Genomic DNA, 24,231 nt, shown 5'->3' with positions numbered 1-24,231 from the left:
TAGATTTTGATGCGACTAAGCTTGGATAATAAAAATTGTAGGACGTTTGTGAAGGTCGATTTGCTCCTGTTTCCATTTCGATACTGGGTAGGTTTTGATATATTCAGTTGGTAGTGTAATATCGGTAGCCACACATAATTTAGTATGCGGACTCAGTGCGTTTAGAAGTGCGCTAAATAACTTTGTATTTCTATATGGAGTTTCGATAAAAGCCTGGGATTGTTTAAAGTCTTTTGATCGCCTTTCTAGCTGTTTTATTGCTTGATGTCTTTCTGCCTTATCAATTGGTAAATAGCCATTAAAGGCAAAACTTTGCCCATTCATACCAGACGACATTAGTGCCATTAGAATAGAGGAGGGGCCCACCAGTGGAATCACCCTAATATGTTGTTCATGCGCAATAGCAACAATATCCGCGCCTGGGTCAGCAATAGCCGGAGCTCCAGCTTCTGATAGCAGTCCAATATCAATTCCTTGGTGTGCTGGAGCTAGAAAACCATGTAAGTCCTCTGGATTTGTGAACTTGTTTAATATGCTGATTTTTAAAGCTGCTTGGGACTTTGATGGACTTACTTTTTTAATAAACCTTCTTGCGGTTTTTTCATTTTCTACAATATAATAATCAACCTGTTCAAGAATACGCTTAATAGACATGGGTAATACCTCTAAAGGCGGATTGTCTCCCAAGCGAGTGGGAATTAAATAAAGATTTCCTTTTTTCATACTCAGAGTTTTTCTGCTATAAAATTACAGGCATTATCTAATAAGTTATATACGTGATCGAAGCCATTAACACCACCGTAGTATGGATCGGGAACCTCCTTGTTCTTTCCAGGAAAACTTTCATTTAAAATTAATTGCACCTTTTTTATATCACCTTCGTTACGGGCTAATTTGATAATATTATCATAGTTACTTTGATCCATTACATATATATAGGTAAAAGCATCAAAATCATCTATATTGAATTTTCGACATCGCTGATGGGTAATATCTAGCCCATTTTTAAGAGCTACATCTATTGATCTTTGATCTGGAAGATGCCCTACATGATATCCTCCGGTACCTGCACTATCAACAAAAACTTTGGCAGGATCTACTTTAGATTGTAAGATTCCTTCTGCTAATGGAGAACGACAAATATTGCCAAGACAGACCATTAAAACTTTTATTCTAGACATAGGGCACTTCTGTAAAAACGCTGGCTTCTAGTGCTAAAAATACTATAAAAGTGTTGATTTACAATGTTGAAATCGGTATTGATACTGATTTCTTAAAGCGATAACTTCTTGCTTAAGTCTTCGACATATTTTCTGAATTGCTTATCAGTCGCTGTTAAATTATCCACAGTCTTACAAGCATGTAATACGGTAGCATGATCCCGTTTTCCTATTTGAGAACCAATACTTGCTAAAGAGGCCTTTGTAAACTTTTTAGCAAAAAACATGGCCAATTGTCTTGCTTGAACGATATGTCTTTTTCTGGTTTTGGACTGCAGTGTTGCAACATCCATTTGGAAATAATCTGAAACCACTTTTTGAATGTAGTCGATAGAAACTTCTCTTTTGGTGTTTTTTACAAACTTCTCAACGATTTGTTTAGCAAGATCAAGTGTTACCTCTTTTTTATTGAAGGAAGATTGTGCAATTAAAGAAATGATAGCACCTTCTAGCTCACGAACATTTGTTTTGATGTTCTTTGCAACATAATCTACAATATCATCAGGCATCTCAACACCATCACGATATAGCATATTGCGTAAGATAGAAACACGAGTCTCGAAATCTGGCTTTTGTAATTCTGCTGATAGTCCCCACTTAAAACGAGAAAGTAGGCGCTGCTCTATATCCTGCATATCTACAGGAGCTTTGTCAGAAGTTAAAATAACTTGCTTTCCGTTTTGGTGTAAATGATTGAATATATGGAAGAATACATCTTGAGTCCCAGTCTTGCCAGATAAAAACTGAACGTCGTCAATAATTAAGACGTCAACTATTTGATAAAAATGAATGAAATCATTTCTATTATTCTTTTTAACCGACTCTATATATTGTTGAGTGAATTTTTCAGCTGATATATAAAGGACAGTCTTTTCTGGGTACTTATCTTTAATTTCAACACCAATAGCATGTGCAAGATGTGTTTTTCCTAAACCGACACCACCAAAAATCAATAGTGGGTTAAATGAAGTGCCTCCTGGTTTATTTGCAACAGCTAATCCGGCTGAACGTGCTAAACGGTTTGCATCACCCTCTAAAAAGTTCTCGAAATTATAACTTGGATTGAGCTGAGATTCGATCTTTACATTTCGAATTCCAGGAATGACAAAAGGGTTTTTAAGTTCCGGGCTTTTGTTTTTTAAAGGGACATCGACTTCTTGAGCTTTTACATTTCCACGATTAGAACTTGGTATTTTCTCAGTAAATGGCTGCTTATTACCATAAGTGTTTTCCATTTTAATAATGTACACTAATCTGGCATTTTCACCTAATTCTTTAGTAAGGGCAACCTTAAGTACCTTTACATAATGTTCTTCAAGCCACTCGTAAAAAAATTTACTAGGTACTTGAATGCTTAATGCGTTATCAGTAAGTTTTACAGCTTTGATTGGTTCAAACCATGTTTTGTACGCTTGAGGCTGAATATTGTCCTGAATAAAAGACAGGCAATCGCTCCAAACTGATTCCGCAGTTTTTGTCATTATTAATACTAGTTAAATAGTTAGGTTTATCAAAATCAGGAGATTATTTTAGCCCTAAATGACCTCCTTGATAAGGTGAACAAATATGTGAACAAATTATCTAAAAAAAAAATGAAATTGGGGTTGAATTTCTAGAATTTTTTGTGCATGTTTCGTTCCGATAAATTTACATTAAATTAACGCGTAAAAATAATTTATTTTAGTGAAATTCGATGAAATACAAATAAAGGTGAGGTATGGCGAAACCGATAAAATGGGAGTCGTATATCATGGAAATTACGCACAATACCTAGAGTTGGGGCGCATTGAGTGGTTAGATAAGCTCGGTTTTTCCTATAAAGAAATGGAGGATAGTGGTGTAATGCTACCTGTTTTTTCTTTGGAGTTAAATTATAAAAAATCTGCCCGTTTTGGAGATGTGTTAACGTTAAAAACCATCTTGAAAAAAACACCTACAGTAAAGATAGAATTCGACTACGAAATCTATAATCAGTATGGAGAATTACTAACTTTGGCGAACACGGTTTTAGCATTTTTAGACATGGAAACTAACAAACCGATACGCGCACCAGAATATTTAATAAAAAAGTTAAACAGCTTTATGTAAGTAGGTTAGTTATTTTTACCTCAAAGATAGCTTCAAAGAGGTTTTTTATCATTTCTGATTCACTTTTTCTTACAGAAATTATCAATTGACAATTTATTTCAAGTTGTTGCGAAATGATATTTACATTTTTTTCTTTGACTATTCGCATTACCTTATTCATGTTTTTATAATCAAAAACTAGCTTAAATTGAGAATCAATTGTCTTTTCTACAATCGTACTTTCCTCTAGTGAAAGTTTCGCTGCAGTTCGATATGCATTGATCAATCCACCAACTCCTAATTTAACCCCACCAAAATATCGTACAACAACAATCAATATATTGGTTACATCAAAGGATTGAATTTGTCCATAAATGGGTTGTCCTGCAGAATTGGCAGGCTCTCCATCATCATTTACTCTATACTTTAGAGTATCGGCACCTAATTGATATGCATAGCACCAATGTCTTGCTGCATGATGTTTCTTTTTTAATAATGTGATTTGCTGTTTTACATCTTCTTCGGTAGAAACCGGAAAGGCAAAACCAAAAAACTTACTGTTTCTGTCTTTAAACAAAGTTTCTTTAGAAGGTTTTGTAATGGTTTTGTAAGTATCCTTCATCTTGTTAAGCAAAACTGATAATTATGATAGAAACGATTGCTAGTACAATGCCATACCAATTTTTTGGAATAAGTTTTTCCTTAAAAAGTAACAAGCCACACAAAGTAGTGAGCATAACGATGCCTACATTATTAATAGTAAATAAGGTGGAACTTTCTAGTCCTTCAGTATTCAAAGCCTTCAATAAAAAGTAAATAGAGTAATAATTAGGTATACCTAAACAAATGCCAGCAACAACATTTTTAAGATTGATTTGTAGTTTGCCTCGTATACCTTTAATTGTAAGAATACTTATTCCAATTATTGCGGCAAATGCGAATATAGTTGCGGAGAAAATAGGAATGCCACCTTCCGGTAGATATTTCGTTTCAAAGTATTTAATAGCAGTGTCTATGACGCCGGAACCAATAAATAATAGAAAAGGGAACAATAGGCTATTTTTATTCTTCTGAATACTTTTTTTCTTTATTGCGGTAAGATAAACTGCGAATAACGCAAGCACTATTCCTGTTATTTTGAGAAAATGTACAGACTCCTTATACGCCCAAATCCCAAAAATAATGGGAATTACAACCGACATTTTTCCGGCAACTGAAGCGACTGATAATCCGTTTTGTTGCGATGTTAATGCCATTAAATTAAAAACTGAGATAAATAAAAGCCCGAGAAACACCGTCCCCCAAAACCATGAAGTTTGCGGTATTTCGGCAATACTAATATTCCCATCATACACTAAAAAACCGGTTGTTGCGGCCGCGATATAGTTAACAACAATGGCTTGCATCGTATTCACCTTGTAAACCTCAAAAAGCTTGAAGATTACAAAAAGTAAACTGGATATTAATACACTAACTATTAGATAAATCATGCGCTAAAAATGGGATTTTTAAAAAGATCAACAACATCATCGACTCCTGGTTCTAAATTCCATGTCTGAATATTTAGTGCGGAAGCTGCTATTATATTTTCCGGAGTGTCATCTATAAACAATGTTTCTTCTGCCTTTAAATTATTCTCTTTTAAAACGTATTTGTAAATTTCATGATCCGGTTTACGCATCCCAATTTCATGAGAAAGATAGAATTTTTGAAAACACTTCTTAAAGCGATCATATCTGGCATTATTCATATTTTCTTTTACCTTTTTAATATGAAGTTCGTTGGTATTACTTAAAAGGAATAAGTTGAATTCTTCTTTTGAAGTCAGTTCTTCGATAAATGATAAACGATATTCAGGAAAATCTAGGATAATGTCGTTCCATGCACCTTCCAAGTCTTTTTCACTTGCACGTGGGAATAGCGATTTGTAAAAAGCTATAAATTCAATACTACTGATTTCGCCTTTTTCATACTGATTGTTGATTTCATTCATTTCTGGGGTTACTTGATGAAGTCCAAATTGCTTCATTGTATTTAATGTTGCGGACTTATCTAGATTGATAAAGATGTCGCCAAAATCGAATAGTAAGTTCTTAATCATGTGTTTGTATAGATACTTAATAGATCTTGATCAATGTTCAAGGACTCAGAAGATGAAGTACTTATCAATGGCGCCTTTATCCCGTTTTTGAAAGTGATTTTTCCTTTAAAAACCCGTGCCTCATCCCATAAGTTAGCATCGATAAATGTTTGTATAGTTTTGCTTCCTCCTTCAATTATAACTGATAGAATTTGATGCTTTACAAGTACCTCACATAATTGTTTAGAGATTTCTTTTGAAAAATCAATAGGCTCAAAAGTTAAATACTCGAGGTTATCAGTGGAATTATTTTCACAAACTACAATGGTTTTAGTATCTCCTTTAAAAACAGCAGCATCTTTAGTAATTTTATTTGATCGATCGATGACAATTCGGATAGGAGATTTTCCTGACCAATCTCTGGTTGTTAAACTAGGGTTGTCTTTTAGTACTGTTTTGGTTCCAACTAAAATTGCTTGTTCTTCACTACGCCATTTATGAACCAACTGCCTGCTTTTGGTATTGGTAATCCAAACAGGTTCTTTTTTTTCTCTAGTTGAATCTTCAGGCGCAATAAAACCATCCGCGCTTTCGGCCCATTTTAAAATAATGTACGGTCGTTTTTTATTGTGATAGGTTAAAAAACGTTTATGATGTTCTTTACATTCATCTTCAAGACAACCAACCTGAACATTACATCCAGCCTCACGAAGTTTTTCAACCCCTTTGCCTGAGACTTTTTGATTTAAATCAATCGTGCCAATAACTACCTGATAAATTTCATGTCTAATAATGAGGTCAGCACATGGCGGGGTTTTGCCAAAATGAGAACAAGGTTCTAGGGTAACATAAAGTGTGGCTTTTTTTAAAAGTGATTTATCATGTACATTTTCTATTGCGTTTACTTCGGCATGAGGTCCGCCATATTCGCTTGTAAAGCCTTCGCCAATTATTTTATTATCATATACAACAACACATCCCACTGAAGGATTTGGATAGGTGTTTCCAATTCCCTTTTTTGCCAGCTCTAAGCACCGACGCATAAAGTGTTCGTGACTATTCAATGTTTACCTCCTCAGTAATATCAATAGGATAATCGTATGAAAGGCCAAGAGCTTTGTAGGCTATCGCTCCTTTGTACTGTACCTTAATTTTCTTGGTTAAAAGCGTAGTTAGCAAACCACCTATAAGATTATCCTTATTCTTTTTAAAAACATCATTAGTTGCAACTTTGGCAACTAGCGGAATCGCAAACTGGCGTTTTCCGGGAACATCAAAAGCTTCCGTTTGCACAGTGGCAACATTGACATTGGCAATTATTACATCAATACCGTCGGTCTTTAAGGTTCCTCCTAAATCATTAGGATTGTTGAAATAAGCATCGGCCTTTATGGTTAAAGTGTCCGATGAAACGCTGACTACTTCAATGTTATCCACTGCAATAAATTCTGGTTTTTCATTGACAGTGCAGCCTATAAAAATTACTAATACTAATAAGAGTGTTGTTAATTTAGTTTTCATTTTTCCGAAGATGTATCTTTACAAAAGTAACATTTATCAGTCCGATGGAGAATATCATAATAAGAGAAATTAAAAAGAGCGATAATGCTGCGATAGAACACATCATAAAACAGGTTTTAGAGGAAATGGGAGTGCCTAAAACAGGATCAACGTACGAAGATGAATCTTTAAAGCTTATGTTTGAAACCTATCAAGATAAAAATGCGACTTATTACGTTATTGAAAAATCGGGTCGGATTCTCGGGGGAGGAGGTTTTTCTCAACTGGCAAATGCAGACCCTTCGGTATGTGAAATACAAAAAATGTATTTAATTAAAGAAACAAGAGGACTCGGTTTAGGTAAAAAGTTACTTGCAAAATGTATTGATGGTGCTCGAAAATCGGGCTATAAAACCTGCTATTTGGAAACAATGCCTTCCATGAAAGCGGCGCAACATCTATATCAACTAAACGGATTTAATTATATAGATAAACCTAAAGGTGATACCGGACATACTGCTTGTCAAGTGTGGATGGTGAAGGAGTTTTAGTCTAGGAAAATCAATTTTACAAATTCCAAACTCTAAACTATTGTGATTCGCAGGCCCTCCAAATGGGATCATACGATGGAGTAGGAGCAACGATTTCGAGAGACTCTTTTTTGACCGGGTGCTCTAAAACGAGCTTTCTAGCATGAAGATGAATGCTCGCGTCTTTATTACTTCTGTTAAAACCATATTTAAGATCACCCTTTATGGGGCTGCCTATTTTTGATAACTGTGATCGTATTTGATGATGTCGACCCGTTTTCAGGTCAATTTCCAGCAAGCAATAGGAGTCTAATTTTTTAACGATTTTATAAGACAGAATAGCCTTTTTACTATCGGGAACTTCATTGTCATTGGCATAACTTTTATTCTGTTTTTCATTTCTTTTTAGCCAATGCACCAATTCCATTTCATTTTTATGAGGCTTTTCTTTGACTACGGCCCAATAAGTTTTTTGAGTTTTTTTCTCCGCAAACATCTTGTTAAGACGGGTTAATGCCTTGCTAGTTCTAGCAAAAATAACAATACCACTAGTGGGCCTGTCCAACCGATGTACAACGCCTAGATATACATTGCCAGGTTTCTCGTATTTGTCCTTAATATATGCTTTGACAACTTCGCTTAGTGGAATGTCCTTTGTTTTGTCACCTTGAACAATATCGCCTGGTCGTTTGTTGATAGCTATTATATGATTATCCTCATATAATACTTGAAGATTCTCTTTATTAGAATAGGTTTTCAATACTGTTCGTCTTCATTAGGGAAGTCACCTGATTTAACATCAGTCTTGTATTGCTTAAAGGCATCTGTCATGGCCGAGTACATATCTAGATAACGTCTTAGAAAGCGAGGATTGAATTCATGTGTCATTCCTAACATATCATGCGTAACGAGTACTTGTCCATCGGCACCATTACCTGCACCAATTCCTATAACTGGAATTCGAATACTTTCGGCTACGCTTTTTGCTAAGTGTGCCGGCACTTTTTCAAGTACTACTCCAAAACAACCTAATTTTTCTAGCAATTTGGCGTCTTCCTTTAGTTGCGCTGCTTCCTCCTCCTCCTTAGCTCGTACGGTGTATGTGCCAAACTTATAAATGCTCTGTGGAGTCAATCCCAGATGTCCCATAACAGGGATACCCGCAGCTAAAATGCGTTTAACCGATTCTTTAATCTCTTTACCACCCTCCATTTTCACAGCATGAGCACCCGATTCTTTCATAATTCGGATAGCAGATCGCAATGCCTCTTTTGGGTCAGACTGGTAACTTCCGAAAGGAATATCAACAACTACCAAAGCGCGTTCAATAGCTCGAACCACTGAAGATGCATGATAAATCATTTGATCTAGAGTTATCGGTAGTGTTGTTTCGTGCCCCGCCATTACATTACTTGCAGAATCTCCTACAAGAATCACGTCTATACCAGCACCATCAATAATTTTTGCCATTGTATAATCGTATGCTGTAAGCATCGAAATTTTCTCGCCATTGGCTTTCATTTCAACAAGGCTATTGGTGGTAACTCTTTTGTATTGCTTTTTAGCTACAGACATATAGAATAGGATTAAAAGTGCGTAAAATTAGGTAAAAATGAAATGGGAATTAAAAATAATTTTTTGATGGAATGCGCAATTTTCAAGGGAATAAAATATCAAATTAGCTGTTTGGGCATCATATTTTATAATTATATTGAATTAATTTATTATGCATACATACTAATTTCGTTTAAACCCTAACAAAATGAAACGTTTTTTATTTCTAATAGCATTGTTTTGTGCTTTTTTAGCTCATTCGCAATCGACTGAAGAGGTTGTGAAAAATGCCATCATTGACTTTTTTGACGGTTTTCATAAGGGCGATTCCCTAAAGTTGACATCCGTATTAATGAAGGATACCAAATTGCAATCTGCCGTTAAGACAAAAGAAGGACAAGATAAGTTAATGAGTACCCCAATAGATAAGTTTATCGCATCGCTTATCAAGCCGAGAAAGGACATATACGAAGAACGTTTGTTATCCTACAAAGTCTTGGTCGATGGTAATATGGCTCATGTTTGGACGCCCTATGAGTTTTATGTAAATAGTCAACTATCACATTGTGGCGTGAATTCTTTTCAGTTGTTTAATGACAATGGGCAATGGAAAATCACCTATATACTTGATACACGGCGAAGAACTGGTTGTGAAACTAAATCGGAATAGTTGAAAAAGGAGTTTTCATTAATTAGTACATATATAGAACAGGGTGATACATTAAATAAAAAGGTGTCTAAGAGTCCTGTTATATGGCATTTGGCTCATAGCGTAAAAGTTATAAACTCAATAAGTAAGGCTTTAAAAACGTCTAACCCTGATGACTATAAACCTCGATTTAATCTTGTTGGGACAATAGTATTAACAGCAGGTAGTATTCCGAGAGGTAGAGGCAAAGCCCCAAAAAAGTCTCAACCAGGGGATACTATTGATGTGGAGGAACTCAAGAAGTATATTGAGATTGCCAAGCAAGAATTTTCAAACCTTAAGAAGTTAGATCCAAAATCCCATTTCAGTCACCCTTACTTTGGCCAGTTGAATCTTAAAAAAGCGAAGAAATTTATTAAAATACATACTCGACATCACCTTAAGATAATTAAAGATATAATACAGTAAACCCCGAAAGTAAACCTATTCAATTTTTAGAATATTTATATGACGACAGAACGATTTTACAGCGTAATTAAAGGAACAGGAAGTTATATTCCTAGTAAGCGCGTAATGAATGAAGATTTTTTAGAGCATGAATTTTATGATAGCTCAGGAGAAAAATTGAATAAGCCTAATCAAGAGATTATTGAGAAGTTTGAGGCTATTACAACGATACAAGAACGCCGTTATGTAAATGATGATCAATCGACTTCCGATATTGCATATTTGGCATCAGAAAAGGCGATTGAAGATGCAGACATTGACAAAGAAACACTCGATTACATTATAGTAGGACACAATTTCGCAGAGTCTAAAATAGGGAATAACCGAATGGAGCAGATTCCCACCCTGGCTGCACGTGTTAAACAAAAACTCGGAATTGAAAACCCAGCAACTGTAGCCTACGATTTACCATTTGGCTGCCCAGGATGGGTACAAGGTATGATTCAAGCTGATTATTATATACGTTCTGGTGATGCAAAAAGAGTTTTGGTTATTGGTGCTGACGTGCTTTCTAGAGTCTGCGATCCACACGATAGAGATAGTATGATTTATGCAGATGGTGCAGGGGCTACTATTTTAGAATCTTACAATGGTTCTGAACCTAAAGGAATTTTAGCGCATGGAACTAGATCGGACACCATTGAACATGCTAATATGCTTTTCATGGGACCGTCATATAATAAAGATACCAGTGAGCCCGATAACATTTATTTAAAAATGTTTGGTAGAAAGCTATATCAATATGCTTTGGAAAATGTTCCTACGGCAATACAAGCTTGCTTGGAGAAAAGCGGAACTCATCTGTCTGAGATCAAAAAAATACTTATCCATCAGGCCAATGGTAAAATGGACGAAGCCATTTTAAAAAGATTGTATAAACTATACGATATACCGGTTGTCGCAACAGAGATTATGCCGATGACCATCGAAAAATTTGGAAATTCATCTACGGCAACTGTACCAACTTTATTGGACCTTATTTTAAGAGGTCAGGTTGATGGACATTCTATTGAAAAGGGAGATAAAGTTGTTCTAGCTTCGGTTGGTGCTGGTATGAATATTAATGCGATTGTATATCAGATGTAGCTTTTAATGTTTGATTTACAGAAGGTAGTCGCTGAATACTGTTTGCTGAACTCTAGCAATCGCTTAAGCTAACCTTTACAGCAAGTCCGCCTTCACTCGTCTCCTTATACTTGGTATTCATATCCTTTGCGGTTTCCCACATGGTTTCGATTACTCTATCTAAAGGAACTTTTGCATTAGCGGCATCGGTGTCTAATGCCATTTCGCAGGCATTTATGGCTTTAATTGCTCCCATAGCGTTTCGTTCAATACATGGTATTTGTACTAGGCCACCAATCGGGTCACAGGTTAAACCTAGATGATGTTCCATGGCAATTTCACTTGAGATCATTACCTGCTCAGGAGTACCACCCATGAGTTCTGTTAATGCTCCAGCAGCCATAGCTGATGATACACCAATCTCGGCTTGACAACCGCCCATCGCAGCTGATATGGTAGCCCCTTTTTTAAATAAACTTCCAATCTCACCAGCAACCAGCATAAATTGTTTGATGTCGTCAAAATTAGCATCGTGATTTTCAATGACCATATAATACATCATAACCGCGGGAATTACTCCAGCACTGCCGTTTGTTGGAGCGGTTACAACTCTACCTAAGGATGCATTTACCTCATTTACTGCTAATGCAAAACAGGACACCCATTTTAGTATTTGGCGGAATTTTACTTCGGTATCTCGTATAGAAGTAATCCATTCTGTCGGATTGCTATAAACGGAATCGCCAATAAGTTTTTTATGTGTATCGAATGCACGACGCCTTACATTTAGCCCACCAGGGAGCGTACCTTCAGTATGGCAACCTGTGTACATGCTTTCGAGCATAACGTTCCATATCTTTGAAATGCGCTCATCAATTTCAGCATCGCTTCTTAGCGACTTCTCGTTTTCTAAAACAATCTCCGATATTTTCTTTTGTTCCTTCTTACAGTAGTTAAGAAGGTCGATAGCCTTTTGTATCGGTTTTGGAAATTCTTTAAAATTCGCCAACTTTTTTTCTTTGCGTCGCCTTTCTTCCTTCACGACAAAACCACCGCCAATAGAGTAGAAGGTAGAAGCGATTTTTTTACCAGTATCCGTAACGGCTCGAAACGTTAAACCATTTGGGTGAAACTCCTTGAAATCTCTATTGAAAATTATTTGAGAGGTAGGATCAAAAGAGACCGTTTTAATCTGGTCTAATTCGATCTGGTTAGATGATTTGATGGTTTCGACAATCTCTGAAATTTTAGATACGTCGATAAGTTGAGGGTCATATCCGCATAACCCCAATAACACGGCAATGTCAGTTGCGTGACCTTTTCCTGTCAATGATAATGATCCGTATAGATCAATGGAAACAGAAACAATTGAATTAAATTCATTGTTCTTTTTCAATTCTGCTAACCATCTTCGACCAGCCCTCCATGGCCCCAGTGTATGCGAGCTTGATGGTCCAACACCGATTTTTAACATATCAAAAATGCTAATGCATTCCATCTAACAAACGGATTAAAATTGTGGTACAAATATAATTTTTGAATACTATTTCTAATGATTTTTGAATACTGATTTATTGAATAATAAATTCCAGTTGTATCAATATGGCCTGAAGTTCCGGGTATTAATAATTTTCATAAATTAGAAAAACCAACCAAAAACCAATATTATGAGTACTTCAAAGAAAATTATTTCCGTAATTCTTGGCGCCCTTATTTTGTTTATCTGGAGCATGGTATCATGGATGGCACTGCCATTTCATGGGAACACTTTGACCCAAATTCCTGAAGGAACAGTTGACTTACAAAAGATGCAAAATGATATGCCAGAAGACGGGGTGTATCATTATCCGGGTATGCCAGCTGATGATTCACCGGAAACTATGGCGGCTATGGAAGAAAAATTAAACAAAGGTCCGAGAATAGCCTTAATGGTCTATAAAAGTGGAGCAACTAAATTAATGGACCCCATGCAATTTGTCTTGGGCTTCGTAATTAATCTTTTAACCGTGATAGGTTTGTTTTACATAGTTTCCAAACTAGCAGATAAATCTATTAAGTCAATCTTAACGACTGTAATTGTTATCGGCTTAATAGTTGGCTTTGCAAGTGATTTTGCAATGTTGAACTGGTGGATGTTCCCGATGGATTTTACTATCACAAATGTGTTCGATTACTTAGTTTCATTTTCATTAGTGGGATTATTGTTTGGGAGCTATTCATTTAAGAATGCCTAATCTGCATTAGTACTTTGATAAGTAATATGAAATGAACTATTTCTAATGGTATTGTCATAAATATAAAAGAGCAACTGTCTTCTGCTACAAACTAAAACTGTCATCATGGCAGTTTTTTTTATTGGCATAAAGATTGACATTGGTAAAGAAAACATGTCAATTAAGAAAATAAAAATCATACAATGAGTAAAATAATTGGAATCGATTTAGGAACAACCAACTCTTGTGTCTCTGTAATGGAGGGTAACGAGCCTGTTGTAATTCCTAATGCTGAGGGAAAAAGAACAACTCCATCGGTGATCGCTTTTGTAGAAGGTGGCGAGATTAAGGTTGGTGACCCTGCAAAACGTCAGGCAGTTACGAATCCAACGAAGACCATTTCTTCGATCAAACGTTTTATGGGTAATAAGTATTCTGAGTCTAAAAAAGAAGCAGAACGCGCAGCTTATAAAGTGGTAAAAGGCGATAACGATACACCACGTGTAGATATTGATGGTCGTTTATACACTCCGCAAGAATTGTCAGCAATGACACTTCAAAAAATGAAAAAAACAGCCGAGGATTACCTTGGTCAAGATGTAACGGAAGCGGTAATTACTGTACCAGCTTATTTTAATGATGCACAACGCCAGGCGACTAAAGAAGCAGGTGAGATTGCAGGATTAAAAGTACGTCGTATTATAAACGAACCTACAGCTGCAGCATTGGCTTACGGTTTAGATAAAAAAGGTCAAGATCAAAAGATCGTAGTATTTGATTTTGGTGGTGGTACACATGACGTTTCTATCCTTGAATTAGGTGATGGCGTTTTTGAAGTACTTGCAACTGATGGAGATACACACTTAGGTGGTGATGATGTTGATCAAAAAATTATCAACTGGTTAGCTGAAGAGTTCAAGGCTGAAGAGTCTATGGATCTTCGTGAAGACCCAATGGCGTTACAACGTTTAAAAGAAGCTGCAGAAAAGGCGAAGATTGAACTATCATCTTCACCACAGACAGAAATTAACTTGCCATATGTAACGGCTACTGCAACAGGACCAAAACACTTGGTACGTTCATTAAGTAAAGCTAAGTTTGAGCAGTTAATAGATGATTTAGTAAAAAGAACAATTCAGCCATGTGAGGCGGCAATGAAAGCTGCCGGCTTGAGTACTGGAGATATCGATGAGGTAATTCTTGTTGGTGGATCGACTCGTATTCCTGCCGTACAAGAAGCTGTTGAAAAATTCTTCGGTAAGAAACCGTCAAAAGGAGTAAATCCTGATGAAGTTGTTGCAGTTGGTGCAGCTATTCAAGGTGGTGTATTGACTGGAGATGTGAAAGATGTATTGTTACTAGATGTAACACCACTTTCATTAGGTATCGAAACAATGGGTAATGTAATGACAAAGCTTATTGATGCGAATACTACCATTCCGACAAAGAAATCACAAGTCTTCTCTACAGCAGCTGATAATCAACCTTCGGTTGAGATTCACGTACTGCAAGGAGAACGCCCAATGGCGGGAGATAATAAGACAATCGGTCGTTTTCATTTGGCTGATATTCCACCTGCACCAAGGGGAACACCTCAAATTGAAGTGACTTTTGATATTGATGCAAATGGTATTATCAACGTTTCAGCTGCTGATAAAGCGACCGGTAAATCACAAAACATTCGTATCGAAGCATCTTCTGGTTTGACTGATGAAGAGATTCAAAAAATGAAGCAGGAAGCTGAAGCCAATGCAGAAGCTGATAAGAAAGCGAAAGAGCAAGCAGATAAGTTGAATGAGGCTGATGGAATGATCTTTCAAACAGAAAAGCAATTAAAAGAGTTTGGCGATAAATTATCTGATGATAAGAAAAAGCCAATCGAAGATGCTTTAACTGAATTGAAAGCTGCTTACGAAACTAAGAATCTTGATGTAATTGCTCCGGCATTAGATAAGATCAATGAAGCTTGGAAAGTAGCCAGCGAAGAAATGTACAAAGCACAAGCTGAAGCTCAAGGCGGTGCACCAGGTCCTGATGCAGGTCAAGGTGAGCCAGCTGATGCAGCTGATGATGTGCAGGATGTTGACTTCGAAGAAGTGAAATAGTACTGAGTACTTAATATTAAGTATATAGATATTAGAAAGCGCGACCATTGGGACGCGCTTTTTTAATATTATGATATTGTGGTTATGTCTCCTCGAGCATAGTCGACCGGTTTTAACCGTTATTTGTAGCTACAAATTAACCCGCTTATACCTAGGATACTTTAACTGATACGAAAAAGTCTCCTTTTTCTGATCTCCACTTTTTAGGTCTAAGTTCCAGGTTAGCAACCCTTTTTTCTTATCGTATTCTGCAGTGTAGGTCTCGATATCATCAACTTTAATTTCTTTGTTTGAAGATTTCGGAATACGGTCCATTAGCTTGACTGTTATAGCGGTAGACTTATTATTCTTAATCTCTAAGTCATAGATTCGATCTAAAATGCGGTTGCTACCGGTAAACGATTTGCTTTTGAAATTGCGTCTTAGTTTTCTAGATACGATTACATTAGGGTCAATACCTAAAGAGACAACTAATTTTCTTGAAATTGCATATGGATCTATTGTAGTCTTTCCAGCATAGCTGCCTTCAAAGTAAATATTGGCTTCGCCTGGTAATAGCTGTAACTTTTCCCATTCTTTAATCTGTGCTGTTAAAAACACGTTCTCATTTAAAACAGGAGCAGTAAAGTATTCGTAATCTGCATTTAATTCATGATCGTCTATTCTAATAACCGTAATATCAGCGTCAGATTTTATGGAATATCTTTTTTTGATAATGAATTTGGTGTTGATTTTGCCTTCGTCGATTAGGCTAGGTTTGGTGGTTATAATTATTACGCCGGCTGATGCCCGAATTCCATATAAAGATGTGGCCGCGGTACCTTTCAAAACTTCCATCGATTTTATCTCACTTTCCGGAAGATCCCCTTCTGAATAATTAGAAACAGGAACTCCATCAATTATATATAAGGGTAGTTGTGGCTTATAGGACGAAGCGCCTCTGATTCTTATGTTAGATGAGTTACCTGATGCCCCAGATGCATAACCTGTAACAACAACTTCTTGTAGCATTTGCACATCTTCCTCTAAACCAATATTCATTATTGATGAATAAATAGGTTGTTCTATATTTTTAAATCCAACATAAGAGAATACCAAAACTTGGCCTGATGTGACATCAATGGTGTAGTTACCGTCAAAGTCAGTTTGCGTTCCGTTGGATGTTCCTTTTACTACAACACTACATCCAGGTAATGGTTGCCCAGTTTGATCAGTCACCGTTCCCGATATTCTTTTCACAGATGGATTATAGTAGTACTTTTGTTTTTTAGTAGTACTTCGAGCCTTATAATTATGCCCCACAAAGTTGAGGTATTTTGTATCTAAATTCGGTTTCGCTACATTAATATTCGGATTTCCTGTTGAAAGTATCAGCTTCGCATTTTCCCAATCCTCACCAGTTTTTTGATATACATGCGCTTTATAAGACAGTTTTAAAGGCGCATCTAGTTTTTCTGATTTGATATCGTAATTAGGAATCCAACCAGCATCATCTACTTTATACTTTACAGTCAAATTTAGCTTGGTATCGATAGGCGAATCAAACTTTATGCTGATTTCACCTTGTTCCTGTTGCGGTTTGTTATTGATTTCGGCTAGCTGTTTTCTGATCGCTGAACTATCCGATTTTAGATCGTTTATTTTTTGATTCGTATCAAAAATCTCATTTTTTATCGCTGTCATCCGCTCGCGATAATAGGTGCTCACCTTTTTAAGCTTTTCTAAATCAAGCGTCTCTTCATTTCCAGTGACAAGTCGGTTTAGTTGAATCACATTTTCTTCTTCATTAAGACCATTGATTACGTTTTTAAGTTTTGAGATCGCCAATGAATTCAGTTCAATCCTATCTTCCAGCGCTTTAATCTCAGGAGTACTTTCTGGTTTTTCTAAGTAGTTGATGTCATAAGCAATGGATAGAATGGAAACGTTTCCCAGTCCGGATAGTTGAATACTACTCTCATCAATTTTTGTTGAAAGACCTTCTAGAACAAGTTCTGAAGTTCCAGCATCCAAATAAATAGAAGCATTTCGGGTAATTTGAGCGCCGTTTAAATAAACTGTTACTTCTTTAATGGTAGAAGGGACCTTTTTGTCATTTGCAAAACTGACAGTTGTGCAAAATACTAGGAGTAAAAGCAGTGATCTCATGATGGTAGTTTTAAAGTTTAGGTGAAGGTATAATCAGCTTATAACTTTAAAAATGATGAATTAGGGAAGTGGTCTAAATGGAAAGGGAACAGCTTATTTAGATTAGCAAGCTTACTTAACCTGCGAGGTCTTCAAGACCTTGTAGGTTTCTTATAACATCTAGATAACTTTGATCAGTTCAAACCTACAAGGGGGTCTTTGCTCGTTCCTTGCGGCAGACGACACCTTGCAGGTTAGCCTAGGAACTTCGCCTGCAACTCAGGAGTAGGTAACCAGCAACTTTCTTGCTTTCCCCACCATTTATATCGGTTTCGAGCAATAAAGTCATAAAAGGGATCACGAAGAAATTTAGGGAGAATCAAGAAAACGGAAAGAAGGGTATAAGCACCTTTCATGTCCTTCGCAATGCGAATTGCAGCACAAGACTTGGTCCAATAATCATAAGTCTCATCAACTAGTATGATAGAATCAATTTTAGAGGTGTCAACACCAATTTCTTTGGCAAGCTGCATTCCAAAATCGGATTGTAAAGAGGCATAGCGGAACACGTCATTTTTATCGTGTTCAATTACGGTTTGTACGGCATTATTGCACAAATTGCAAACACCGTCAAATAAAATCACCTTTTTACCTTTTGGAAATATATTCATTACCACAAAGATACATCAGTTTAAAGTTTACGGTTTACAGTTTAAGGTTTTTTTAGCGAATGGGTTGGTATCAAATGAATCTCAATTTTGAAATTTCAACTCATAACTCATAACTCTAAACTAACTATAGCCCACTCAAATACCCATATAAATCTGTTTCCTTATCAAGATTCAACTTCTTTTTAAGACGATATTTTGATTTTAGCACACTATCCGGTAATACATTCAACATATCAGCTATTTCTTTAGTGGAGAGATTCATTTTTAAGAACGATGCCAAGCGGATTTCCTTTTCTGAAATATCGGCATAAACTGACTTTAGTTTATTGTCAAAATTGTCGTGTACCTCAGCGAAGTAACTTTTAAATACTTCCCAGTCTTTGTCGCCTGAACTTTCTTTTTTAAGCAGCATTACGAGACGCTTGAACTCCATTTTAAATTTATCGGGAGACCTTTTGAGGTTTTCTAGATTTTCCTTTAGCTCCGTCAAGAAGGAGTTCTTCTGAACCAAATGCAGTGTCTGACTTGCCAGCTCTTTCTTTTTAAATTCAATTTCCTGTTTGTAGATTTCTTCTTGTTTTTCGCGTTCAATTTTGTTTTTCTTCATTCGTTGGCGAAAACCGAAGAATAATAATCCAGATAATACGATTCCGCCTATCGTGCCACCTGCATATAGCGTTTTATTGAGCTTGTCAACTTTTGCTTTTTCGTTAAGGGTTTTTATTTCTTCCTCCTGTAACGCAAGGGCAGCCTCTTTTTTTTCGGTTTGGTACTTAATTTCGAGTTCATTTAATTTTTCCGTATTCTTTACATTAAGTAAGGAGTCACTTAATTGTTGATGCTTTAACCGATATTCATATGCATTGAGATAATCACCAGAGGCAGCGTATGCATTAGAAACGTTTCTGTAATCAGCAACTAGAATAGCAGTTGATTTTGATTGTATCGAATGTTTCATGCCAATTTTGTATAATTCTAACGCTTTATTAGGATTGTTTTGCCTCATATAAATTCTTCCTAAGTTTCTTGAATTGTAGGCCATTCCCTGTAAGTCTCCCATTTTTTTGGTGAGCTTAAGTGATCTTTCTATATAAAATTTTGATTTTCCAATACTATCCATTTCATAATAAAGGGTTCCCAAGCTATTGTATGTAAAAGCTAATTTGATCTTGTTGTTCATTTTTTTGTAATAAGCAATATTACTTTTGAAGTAAGGAATACCCTCAGGATACCTTTTTAACCAATTCATATTTTCCCCGAGATTGTGCCTTACTTTTACTAGTTGAGAAGTATCCTTTTCTTCCATAGCAATTTGTTCAGCTTTTCTGTAATACTCCAATGACTTTTCATATTTTTCAAGTACAGATTCTATATTACCAACTGTCATATAATTTCCTATGAGCTTTGTACGAGGCGCCTCAAATTTTTCATTAATTCGTAATGACTCAAGTGCTGCTTCCAAGCCCATTTCATATTTGCCTTGATACATAAGAGTTTTTACCATGTTCTTTAATACATTGCCAGCAAGAAGAGTATCTCCATTTTTTAGGAATAGCTCTTTAATCTCTAGATACTCATGCTCAGCATTTTCAAATTCTGCTGTAAGCGTATAATAATCAGCTATCTCAAGCTTTGCTTTAGCAATTAGACTAATATCATTAATCTTATTTGCCAAATTGATTTTTTTATCTAAAACAATTTTCGCCTTTTTTAGGTCAGTTTTTAAAAGATGCTTTACCAATTCACTATAAGTCTCTAACTTAAGCGAATCTGGCTGTTGTCTAAGTGCGGATTCAAGACTATCTATTTTGGATTGTTGCTGCCCAGAGATTGAATAAAATGAAAATACAGAAATAAATAAAATAAGAATTCTCATAAATGCGAGGTTAATTAGATGTTTTCAAAATAACATATTTGTTAATAAACCATTATGGTTATAATAGCTTGGGTCGCAATAGTGCTGCTACCGTGAGCTGTCAGTTTTACTGCTTATTCTTCAAAATTGAACTCTGCACTTCTAAATAAATCTCCATCCATCGTAAGATCCAATGATGCGCGTGCTCTATATAAACAATAAACTTACTTATAAAGAGCTTAAGTACTGATACAAATCCGTTTCCTTATCAAGATTCAACTTCTTTTTAAGTCGATATTTTGATTTTAGCACACTATCGGGTAGCACATTTAGCATATCGGCTATTTCTTTAGTGGAGAGATTCATTTTTAGGAATGATGCCAAGCGGATTTCCTTTTCTGAAATATCAGCATAAACCGATTTTAGCTTGTTATCAAAATTGTCATGTACCTCGGCAAAGTAACTTTTAAATACTTCCCAGTCTTTATCACCTGAACTTTCTTTTTTAAGAAGCATTACGAGACGTTTGAACTCCATTTTAAATTTATCAGGGGAGTTTTTTAAGTTCTCAAGATTTTCCTTTAGCTCCGTCAAGAAGGAGTTCTTCTGGACCAGATGTAGGGTCTGACTTGCTAATTCTTTCTTTTTGAATTCAATTTCCTGTTTGTAGATCTCCTCTTGTTTTTCGCGTTCAATCTTGTTTTTCTTCATTCGTTGACGGAAACCAAAGAATAGTAATCCTGATAGTAAAACACCACCAACTGCTCCACCGGCGTAAAGTGTTTTATTTAGCCTATCTACCTTAGCTTTTTCGTTAAGGGTTTTTATTTCTTCCTTCTGTAACGCAAGGGCAGCCTCTTTTTTTTCGGTTTGGTATTTAATTTTTAGATCTTCAATCTCTTGATTTTTATATGCCTTTTGAATACTATCTCGTAATTTAATGTATAATTTACTTTCCTTTAAAGCCATTTTATAATTACCCATTTCTTCATATGTGAACGATCTCGAACGATAAATATCTCTTTCTAGCCGTTTGTTACTTGATACTAAAGCCATTTGTAAAGCTTCATTAAAATATTTTAAAGATTTTGAATAATTGTTAACTGAAGACTCCAACCTGGCGAGATGAATTAACTTAAATGTTGAAGGACCATTTCTTTTTAATCGATTATCGAATTCGATTCCCGCCTTAAGGTATTCTCTTGCTTTTTCGTAACTATTCTTATGAAGGTGACTAACACCAAGATAAGCCAAAGCTCTCGAATAGTTGTTTTTTAATTTGAATTTTTTCGCTAGTTGTAATCCCTTTTCAAGATTTATTATCGCTTCGTCATATTGCTTTTCGTTAAAATATGTAAACCCAATTTCAACATAGGCATTACTTTGATATACAAAATCATCTGTTTTTAAATATATCTCTAAGGCATCTTCATAATATTTAATAGCTTCCTTTCTATTATTTCTCTTTTCTTCAATTTTAGCTAACTGAACGTTAATGTCCGCTTTTCTGTAGGGTTCACTGTCAATTGTATCTAGTATTCTTAATGCCTCTAATGACTGCCGGTATGCTTCCGTATGATCCCCCATGTTGTTTATTAATTGAGCCTTGGCACCAATATTAATGGCATAGTTGAGATAGTTTTTTAATTCTAAATAAATTTGTCCAGCTGAATCTCGCATTTTAATAGCTTTATTTTGATCCCTTTCCATTAAAGCTAAAGAGGAAATAGATTTTGCAATCATTGCAAGATCATTATTTTTTTCTGCAAGTCTTAGTGCCTTTTGGTAGTAATATTTGGATGAATCTTGTTCTTGAACAATAAAATAGTAATTTCCAATTGCATATATGGCTTGATTATATGAGTTTTCTTTACCAATTTTTTTTGCAATATTCATCGCCTGAGTTGCATGTTTTTTTGCATTTGTTGGATTACTGTAAATTTCTTCAGAAAATAACTTTTCAAAAATCTTTAATCTTATGGAATCCTGAGTAGCATTTTTCAACTCGATGGTAAGACTATCAATTTTCTTGTCGTTTTGGCTAAAGGAAACGTGAGTCAATAGGAAAAGTATAAGCACAAATAATAATCGAAAGCACTTCATATTTAGGTTGTTTAGTTTAAACTAAGATACTTATTATTAGCCTACTATAATCACCCCCGTCTAGGGTTAAAAAACTACTTGTCCATTGATTGTCTATAAAATTAATCAACAATAAGAGATTTAAAATATTGATTTTCAGAATTTTGAATGTCATTTGCTTTTTTGGTGTCTGACCAAAATCTGTAGGAAAAATTCCTGTCTGTCCATACTTTGTCCATGCCACTTTTTTTATTTCCAGTGATTTAGCACCTAGGTTTGCCATGTCATTAGATAATGGCATCACCGTTTTGTGGAACCTTACCCGATCGTGTACTGCAGACTAAAGTCGGGTAGGTCCCAAAAACGAATTGTTAATCATGTTAAACCACAAAACAATTTGGATTATGAAAACTGTATTTTTAAATCGATTCCTCCAAATCCTTTTTATTAGTAGCTTCATTATTACTTTTTCCTGTTCTAAAGATGAAGATGGACCTGAAAATCCACCAATTTCACAAGAAGATGCAACTGAATTCAACGCTGCTATGGCGCAATTAGGTGAATTTACTCAGCCTACAGAAGAACCACAACAAGAGGTAGGGGACCCAGAACTTGAACGCGATCAAGAAAATCAAACATTAGAGTGTGCTACACAGCTCTACAAATTATCGCCAGGTTTTGATGAAATGCTTACACTAGATCCCTCTACAGATGTTATTTATCCTGGTGCTATGCTAAAAGGAGAAACGATTCCTACTGGCGAGTATGTAGGGATTAATTTAGATCGAACGCCAATTACTTTATCAGCTTCGTTAACAAACATTTCTGGTAGTCCTGTAGTTACAATAGAAAATCCGACACTTTCAACGGTTCGTGAAGGTATTAAGCAAATACTTGATCAAGAAGTTACAGGGGCAACAGCGGCCAAAATTAATTATGAAATTACACAGGTGTATAATGAAAAACATATTGATGTAGCTATTGGAGTTAATTATCGTGGAGCCGGTAAAAAAGTGTCGGCGAATGTTGATTTCAGTTCATCACAATACAAAAATACCTTCGTATTGAAGTTTTTACAGCAATATTATACTATTGATATGGATCCTCCTGGACGCAATCCGAGTGATTTATTTACCAATTTACCCAATGTTGATGCTTTAGGTTCAACGAGCCCAGTGTACGTTGCATCAGTGGCCTACGGTCGAATGGTTATTTACACCATCGAAACTAATTCGAGTTTGACTGAAGTTAATGCAGCTTTCGACGCTTCAGTAGGATCTACTGATGGCAGTATCGATGCCTCGTATGCCGAAACGATTAATTCTTCTAAAATTCAAGCACTTATTATCGGTGGATCAGGTAGTGGAGCTGCTCAAACTATCAACGGACCCGCTGATGTATTTAAGTTTATTTCAGAAGGAGGTAATTATTCTAAAGAATCCCCAGGTGCGCCATTGTCTTACAAGTTGAGATACATCAGAAAAGATTTTCCAATCGCAAGACAAGTATTAACTACTGAATATCCAATAAGAACTTGTTATGAAGCATACCAAAAATATCGTATTGAACTAGGCGGTATAGAAATGATAGATCATGCGGGCGAAAACGGCGATTTATCGCTTCATGGTTACCTAAATATTAAATTATTTCAAGGAGGCGTGTTAAAAGCAAGTGAATCGTATACGCGAACTCGAAACAATTATATAAGTGTTCGTGAAGGTGTATTTTGGCCTATTCCTGGCGATGAAACAAGTGAGGTTGAACTATATAAGCCTAGTCTGGAAAATGACTATGTGATTATTGAGGCTGAATTTACAGAAGATGATGTTTTTAGCTCTAATGAATACTTAGGTAAAAGCAGTAGAAAAATCTTTTTAAAAGATATAAAATCAGAATTTGATGACGCTGGTGACCTTGTACCCCAACCAGAAATATTGGAGCTAACTGAAGATTCAGGTAGTGATTTTGATGTTACGTTTTATGTATCAAGAAGATATTGATTTCGA

The 24,231-nt window shown here is 35.8% G+C and carries 24 protein-coding genes; 8 read left to right on the top strand and 16 right to left on the bottom strand.

Going from position 1 to position 24,231, the window contains the following annotated elements; genetic code table 11:
* Positions 1 to 15 precede the first annotated feature (15 nt).
* The 3 genes from GWK10_RS00465 to dnaA all read right to left on the bottom strand — a co-directional run bounded on the left by GWK10_RS00465 (position 16) and on the right by dnaA (position 2,701).
* Positions 16 to 723: an SAM-dependent methyltransferase gene (locus GWK10_RS00465; protein WP_164028938.1), complete on the bottom strand. Its 708-nt coding sequence runs from the start codon at positions 721 to 723 to the stop codon at positions 16 to 18.
* 2 nt (positions 724 to 725) lie between these two features.
* Positions 726 to 1,181, bottom strand: coding sequence for a low molecular weight protein-tyrosine-phosphatase (locus GWK10_RS00460; protein ID WP_164028937.1), 456 nt, complete (start codon positions 1,179 to 1,181; stop codon positions 726 to 728).
* Positions 1,182 to 1,273: 92 nt separating this feature from the next.
* Positions 1,274 to 2,701: a chromosomal replication initiator protein DnaA gene (gene dnaA / locus GWK10_RS00455; protein WP_164028936.1), complete on the bottom strand. Its 1,428-nt coding sequence runs from the start codon at positions 2,699 to 2,701 to the stop codon at positions 1,274 to 1,276.
* A 202-nt stretch (positions 2,702 to 2,903) separates the two neighbouring features.
* Here dnaA and GWK10_RS00450 point away from each other — a divergent pair, with 202 nt between their 5' ends.
* Positions 2,904 to 3,308, top strand: a complete 405-nt coding sequence (locus GWK10_RS00450; protein WP_164028935.1) for an acyl-CoA thioesterase — start codon at positions 2,904 to 2,906, stop codon at positions 3,306 to 3,308.
* Here GWK10_RS00450 and GWK10_RS00445 read toward each other — a convergent pair.
* The 5 genes from GWK10_RS00445 to GWK10_RS00425 are packed head-to-tail and all read right to left on the bottom strand — an operon-like array spanning position 3,301 to position 6,888.
* Complete coding sequence (locus tag GWK10_RS00445; RefSeq protein WP_164028934.1) at positions 3,301 to 3,909, bottom strand: IMPACT family protein; 609 nt, start codon at positions 3,907 to 3,909, stop codon at positions 3,301 to 3,303. The genes GWK10_RS00450 and GWK10_RS00445 overlap by 8 nt on opposite strands.
* A gap of 4 nt (positions 3,910 to 3,913) precedes the next feature.
* Positions 3,914 to 4,777, bottom strand: coding sequence for an EamA family transporter (locus GWK10_RS00440; protein ID WP_164028933.1), 864 nt, complete (start codon positions 4,775 to 4,777; stop codon positions 3,914 to 3,916).
* Positions 4,774 to 5,388 carry an HAD family hydrolase gene (locus tag GWK10_RS00435; protein WP_164028932.1) on the bottom strand — a complete coding sequence of 205 codons (615 nt, stop codon included), beginning with the start codon at positions 5,386 to 5,388 and terminating at the stop codon, positions 4,774 to 4,776. Before GWK10_RS00435 ends, GWK10_RS00440 begins: the two co-directional genes overlap by 4 nt.
* Entirely contained in the window at positions 5,385 to 6,410 is a 1,026-nt protein-coding gene (ribD, locus tag GWK10_RS00430) for a bifunctional diaminohydroxyphosphoribosylaminopyrimidine deaminase/5-amino-6-(5-phosphoribosylamino)uracil reductase RibD (RefSeq protein WP_394351616.1), read from the bottom strand. The genes GWK10_RS00435 and ribD overlap by 4 nt, the downstream gene beginning before the upstream one ends.
* Before the next feature lie 13 nt (positions 6,411 to 6,423).
* Complete coding sequence (locus GWK10_RS00425; protein ID WP_164028930.1) at positions 6,424 to 6,888, bottom strand: hypothetical protein; 465 nt, start codon at positions 6,886 to 6,888, stop codon at positions 6,424 to 6,426.
* 44 nt (positions 6,889 to 6,932) lie between these two features.
* Here GWK10_RS00425 and GWK10_RS00420 point away from each other — a divergent pair, with 44 nt between their 5' ends.
* Positions 6,933 to 7,418, top strand: coding sequence for a GNAT family N-acetyltransferase (locus tag GWK10_RS00420; protein ID WP_164028929.1), 486 nt, complete (start codon positions 6,933 to 6,935; stop codon positions 7,416 to 7,418).
* Positions 7,419 to 7,455: 37 nt separating this feature from the next.
* On the opposite strand, the gene GWK10_RS00415 is transcribed toward GWK10_RS00420, so the two are convergent.
* Together GWK10_RS00415 and panB are read right to left on the bottom strand one after the other, a co-directional pair.
* Positions 7,456 to 8,157 carry an RluA family pseudouridine synthase gene (locus tag GWK10_RS00415; RefSeq protein ID WP_164028928.1) on the bottom strand — a complete coding sequence of 234 codons (702 nt, stop codon included), beginning with the start codon at positions 8,155 to 8,157 and terminating at the stop codon, positions 7,456 to 7,458.
* Positions 8,154 to 8,972 carry a 3-methyl-2-oxobutanoate hydroxymethyltransferase gene (gene panB / locus GWK10_RS00410; RefSeq protein ID WP_164028927.1) on the bottom strand — a complete coding sequence of 273 codons (819 nt, stop codon included), beginning with the start codon at positions 8,970 to 8,972 and terminating at the stop codon, positions 8,154 to 8,156. The genes GWK10_RS00415 and panB overlap by 4 nt, the downstream gene beginning before the upstream one ends.
* A 187-nt stretch (positions 8,973 to 9,159) precedes the next feature.
* On the opposite strand from panB, the gene GWK10_RS00405 reads away from it, so the two are divergent.
* Genes GWK10_RS00405 through GWK10_RS00395 form a run of 3 tightly spaced genes read left to right on the top strand, consistent with a single transcriptional unit; the run spans position 9,160 to position 11,193 of the window.
* Positions 9,160 to 9,621 carry a nuclear transport factor 2 family protein gene (locus tag GWK10_RS00405; RefSeq protein WP_164028926.1) on the top strand — a complete coding sequence of 154 codons (462 nt, stop codon included), beginning with the start codon at positions 9,160 to 9,162 and terminating at the stop codon, positions 9,619 to 9,621.
* On the top strand, positions 9,622 to 10,068 hold the full coding sequence (locus GWK10_RS00400; protein WP_164028925.1) for a hypothetical protein: 447 nt from the start codon (positions 9,622 to 9,624) through the stop codon (positions 10,066 to 10,068).
* Positions 10,069 to 10,107: 39 nt separating this feature from the next.
* A complete protein-coding gene (locus GWK10_RS00395) occupies positions 10,108 to 11,193 on the top strand; it encodes a 3-oxoacyl-ACP synthase III family protein (protein WP_164028924.1) in 1,086 nt (361 codons plus the stop codon).
* A gap of 52 nt (positions 11,194 to 11,245) precedes the next feature.
* Here GWK10_RS00395 and GWK10_RS00390 read toward each other — a convergent pair whose 3' ends face one another.
* Entirely contained in the window at positions 11,246 to 12,670 is a 1,425-nt protein-coding gene (locus tag GWK10_RS00390) for an L-serine ammonia-lyase (protein ID WP_164028923.1), read from the bottom strand.
* A gap of 169 nt (positions 12,671 to 12,839) precedes the next feature.
* On the opposite strand from GWK10_RS00390, the gene GWK10_RS00385 reads away from it, so the two are divergent.
* Both GWK10_RS00385 and dnaK read left to right on the top strand, forming a co-directional pair.
* On the top strand, positions 12,840 to 13,406 hold the full coding sequence (locus GWK10_RS00385) for a hypothetical protein (protein WP_164028922.1): 567 nt from the start codon (positions 12,840 to 12,842) through the stop codon (positions 13,404 to 13,406).
* A gap of 182 nt (positions 13,407 to 13,588) precedes the next feature.
* Positions 13,589 to 15,490 (top strand): molecular chaperone DnaK, encoded by a 1,902-nt coding sequence (gene dnaK, locus GWK10_RS00380; protein ID WP_164028921.1) that lies wholly within the window; start codon positions 13,589 to 13,591, stop codon positions 15,488 to 15,490.
* 129 nt (positions 15,491 to 15,619) lie between these two features.
* Here dnaK and GWK10_RS00375 read toward each other — a convergent pair whose 3' ends face one another.
* From GWK10_RS00375 to GWK10_RS00355, 5 genes are all read right to left on the bottom strand, one after another.
* The gene (locus GWK10_RS00375) at positions 15,620 to 17,638 is read right to left on the bottom strand and encodes a mucoidy inhibitor MuiA family protein (RefSeq protein WP_164028920.1); all 2,019 of its coding nucleotides are present in this window, start codon (positions 17,636 to 17,638) and stop codon (positions 15,620 to 15,622) included.
* A 233-nt stretch (positions 17,639 to 17,871) separates the two neighbouring features.
* A complete protein-coding gene (locus GWK10_RS00370) occupies positions 17,872 to 18,288 on the bottom strand; it encodes a thiol-disulfide oxidoreductase DCC family protein (protein WP_164028919.1) in 417 nt (138 codons plus the stop codon).
* A 124-nt stretch (positions 18,289 to 18,412) separates the two neighbouring features.
* Positions 18,413 to 20,164 carry a tetratricopeptide repeat protein gene (locus tag GWK10_RS00365; RefSeq protein WP_164028918.1) on the bottom strand — a complete coding sequence of 584 codons (1,752 nt, stop codon included), beginning with the start codon at positions 20,162 to 20,164 and terminating at the stop codon, positions 18,413 to 18,415.
* Between the two features lie 207 nt (positions 20,165 to 20,371).
* Positions 20,372 to 22,246, bottom strand: a complete 1,875-nt coding sequence (locus GWK10_RS00360) for a tetratricopeptide repeat protein (RefSeq protein WP_164028917.1) — start codon at positions 22,244 to 22,246, stop codon at positions 20,372 to 20,374.
* A 16-nt stretch (positions 22,247 to 22,262) separates the two neighbouring features.
* Complete coding sequence (locus tag GWK10_RS00355; protein WP_164028916.1) at positions 22,263 to 22,526, bottom strand: hypothetical protein; 264 nt, start codon at positions 22,524 to 22,526, stop codon at positions 22,263 to 22,265.
* Positions 22,527 to 22,629: 103 nt separating this feature from the next.
* On the opposite strand from GWK10_RS00355, the gene GWK10_RS00350 reads away from it, so the two are divergent.
* Complete coding sequence (locus GWK10_RS00350) at positions 22,630 to 24,225, top strand: thiol-activated cytolysin family protein (protein ID WP_164028915.1); 1,596 nt, start codon at positions 22,630 to 22,632, stop codon at positions 24,223 to 24,225.
* Positions 24,226 to 24,231: the final 6 nt, after the last annotated feature.

This window comes from Spongiivirga citrea, from assembly GCF_010671565.1.
In the GTDB taxonomy this organism is placed as follows: domain Bacteria; phylum Bacteroidota; class Bacteroidia; order Flavobacteriales; family Flavobacteriaceae; genus Spongiivirga; species Spongiivirga citrea.
Note: the sequence above shows the minus strand (reverse complement) of the source record. Positions and strands in the feature narration are given on the sequence as shown.

What these genes read in the sequence shown, in the direction of transcription:
- GWK10_RS00465 (WP_164028938.1), bottom strand. Translation starts at nt 723, where the DNA reads ATGAAAAAAGGAAATCTTTATTTAATTCCCACTCGCTTGGGAGACAAT.
- GWK10_RS00460 (WP_164028937.1), bottom strand. Translation starts at nt 1,181, where the DNA reads ATGTCTAGAATAAAAGTTTTAATGGTCTGTCTTGGCAATATTTGTCGT.
- dnaA (WP_164028936.1), bottom strand. Translation starts at nt 2,701, where the DNA reads ATGACAAAAACTGCGGAATCAGTTTGGAGCGATTGCCTGTCTTTTATT.
- GWK10_RS00445 (WP_164028934.1), bottom strand. Translation starts at nt 3,909, where the DNA reads ATGAAGGATACTTACAAAACCATTACAAAACCTTCTAAAGAAACTTTG.
- GWK10_RS00440 (WP_164028933.1), bottom strand. Translation starts at nt 4,777, where the DNA reads ATGATTTATCTAATAGTTAGTGTATTAATATCCAGTTTACTTTTTGTA.
- GWK10_RS00435 (WP_164028932.1), bottom strand. Translation starts at nt 5,388, where the DNA reads ATGATTAAGAACTTACTATTCGATTTTGGCGACATCTTTATCAATCTA.
- ribD (WP_394351616.1), bottom strand. Translation starts at nt 6,410, where the DNA reads ATGCGTCGGTGCTTAGAGCTGGCAAAAAAGGGAATTGGAAACACCTAT.
- GWK10_RS00425 (WP_164028930.1), bottom strand. Translation starts at nt 6,888, where the DNA reads ATGAAAACTAAATTAACAACACTCTTATTAGTATTAGTAATTTTTATA.
- GWK10_RS00420 (WP_164028929.1), top strand. Translation starts at nt 6,933, where the DNA reads ATGGAGAATATCATAATAAGAGAAATTAAAAAGAGCGATAATGCTGCG.
- panB (WP_164028927.1), bottom strand. Translation starts at nt 8,972, where the DNA reads ATGTCTGTAGCTAAAAAGCAATACAAAAGAGTTACCACCAATAGCCTT.
- GWK10_RS00405 (WP_164028926.1), top strand. Translation starts at nt 9,160, where the DNA reads ATGAAACGTTTTTTATTTCTAATAGCATTGTTTTGTGCTTTTTTAGCT.
- GWK10_RS00395 (WP_164028924.1), top strand. Translation starts at nt 10,108, where the DNA reads ATGACGACAGAACGATTTTACAGCGTAATTAAAGGAACAGGAAGTTAT.
- GWK10_RS00390 (WP_164028923.1), bottom strand. Translation starts at nt 12,670, where the DNA reads ATGGAATGCATTAGCATTTTTGATATGTTAAAAATCGGTGTTGGACCA.
- GWK10_RS00385 (WP_164028922.1), top strand. Translation starts at nt 12,840, where the DNA reads ATGAGTACTTCAAAGAAAATTATTTCCGTAATTCTTGGCGCCCTTATT.
- dnaK (WP_164028921.1), top strand. Translation starts at nt 13,589, where the DNA reads ATGAGTAAAATAATTGGAATCGATTTAGGAACAACCAACTCTTGTGTC.
- GWK10_RS00375 (WP_164028920.1), bottom strand. Translation starts at nt 17,638, where the DNA reads ATGAGATCACTGCTTTTACTCCTAGTATTTTGCACAACTGTCAGTTTT.
- GWK10_RS00370 (WP_164028919.1), bottom strand. Translation starts at nt 18,288, where the DNA reads ATGAATATATTTCCAAAAGGTAAAAAGGTGATTTTATTTGACGGTGTT.
- GWK10_RS00365 (WP_164028918.1), bottom strand. Translation starts at nt 20,164, where the DNA reads ATGAGAATTCTTATTTTATTTATTTCTGTATTTTCATTTTATTCAATC.
- GWK10_RS00360 (WP_164028917.1), bottom strand. Translation starts at nt 22,246, where the DNA reads ATGAAGTGCTTTCGATTATTATTTGTGCTTATACTTTTCCTATTGACT.
- GWK10_RS00355 (WP_164028916.1), bottom strand. Translation starts at nt 22,526, where the DNA reads ATGCCATTATCTAATGACATGGCAAACCTAGGTGCTAAATCACTGGAA.
- GWK10_RS00350 (WP_164028915.1), top strand. Translation starts at nt 22,630, where the DNA reads ATGAAAACTGTATTTTTAAATCGATTCCTCCAAATCCTTTTTATTAGT.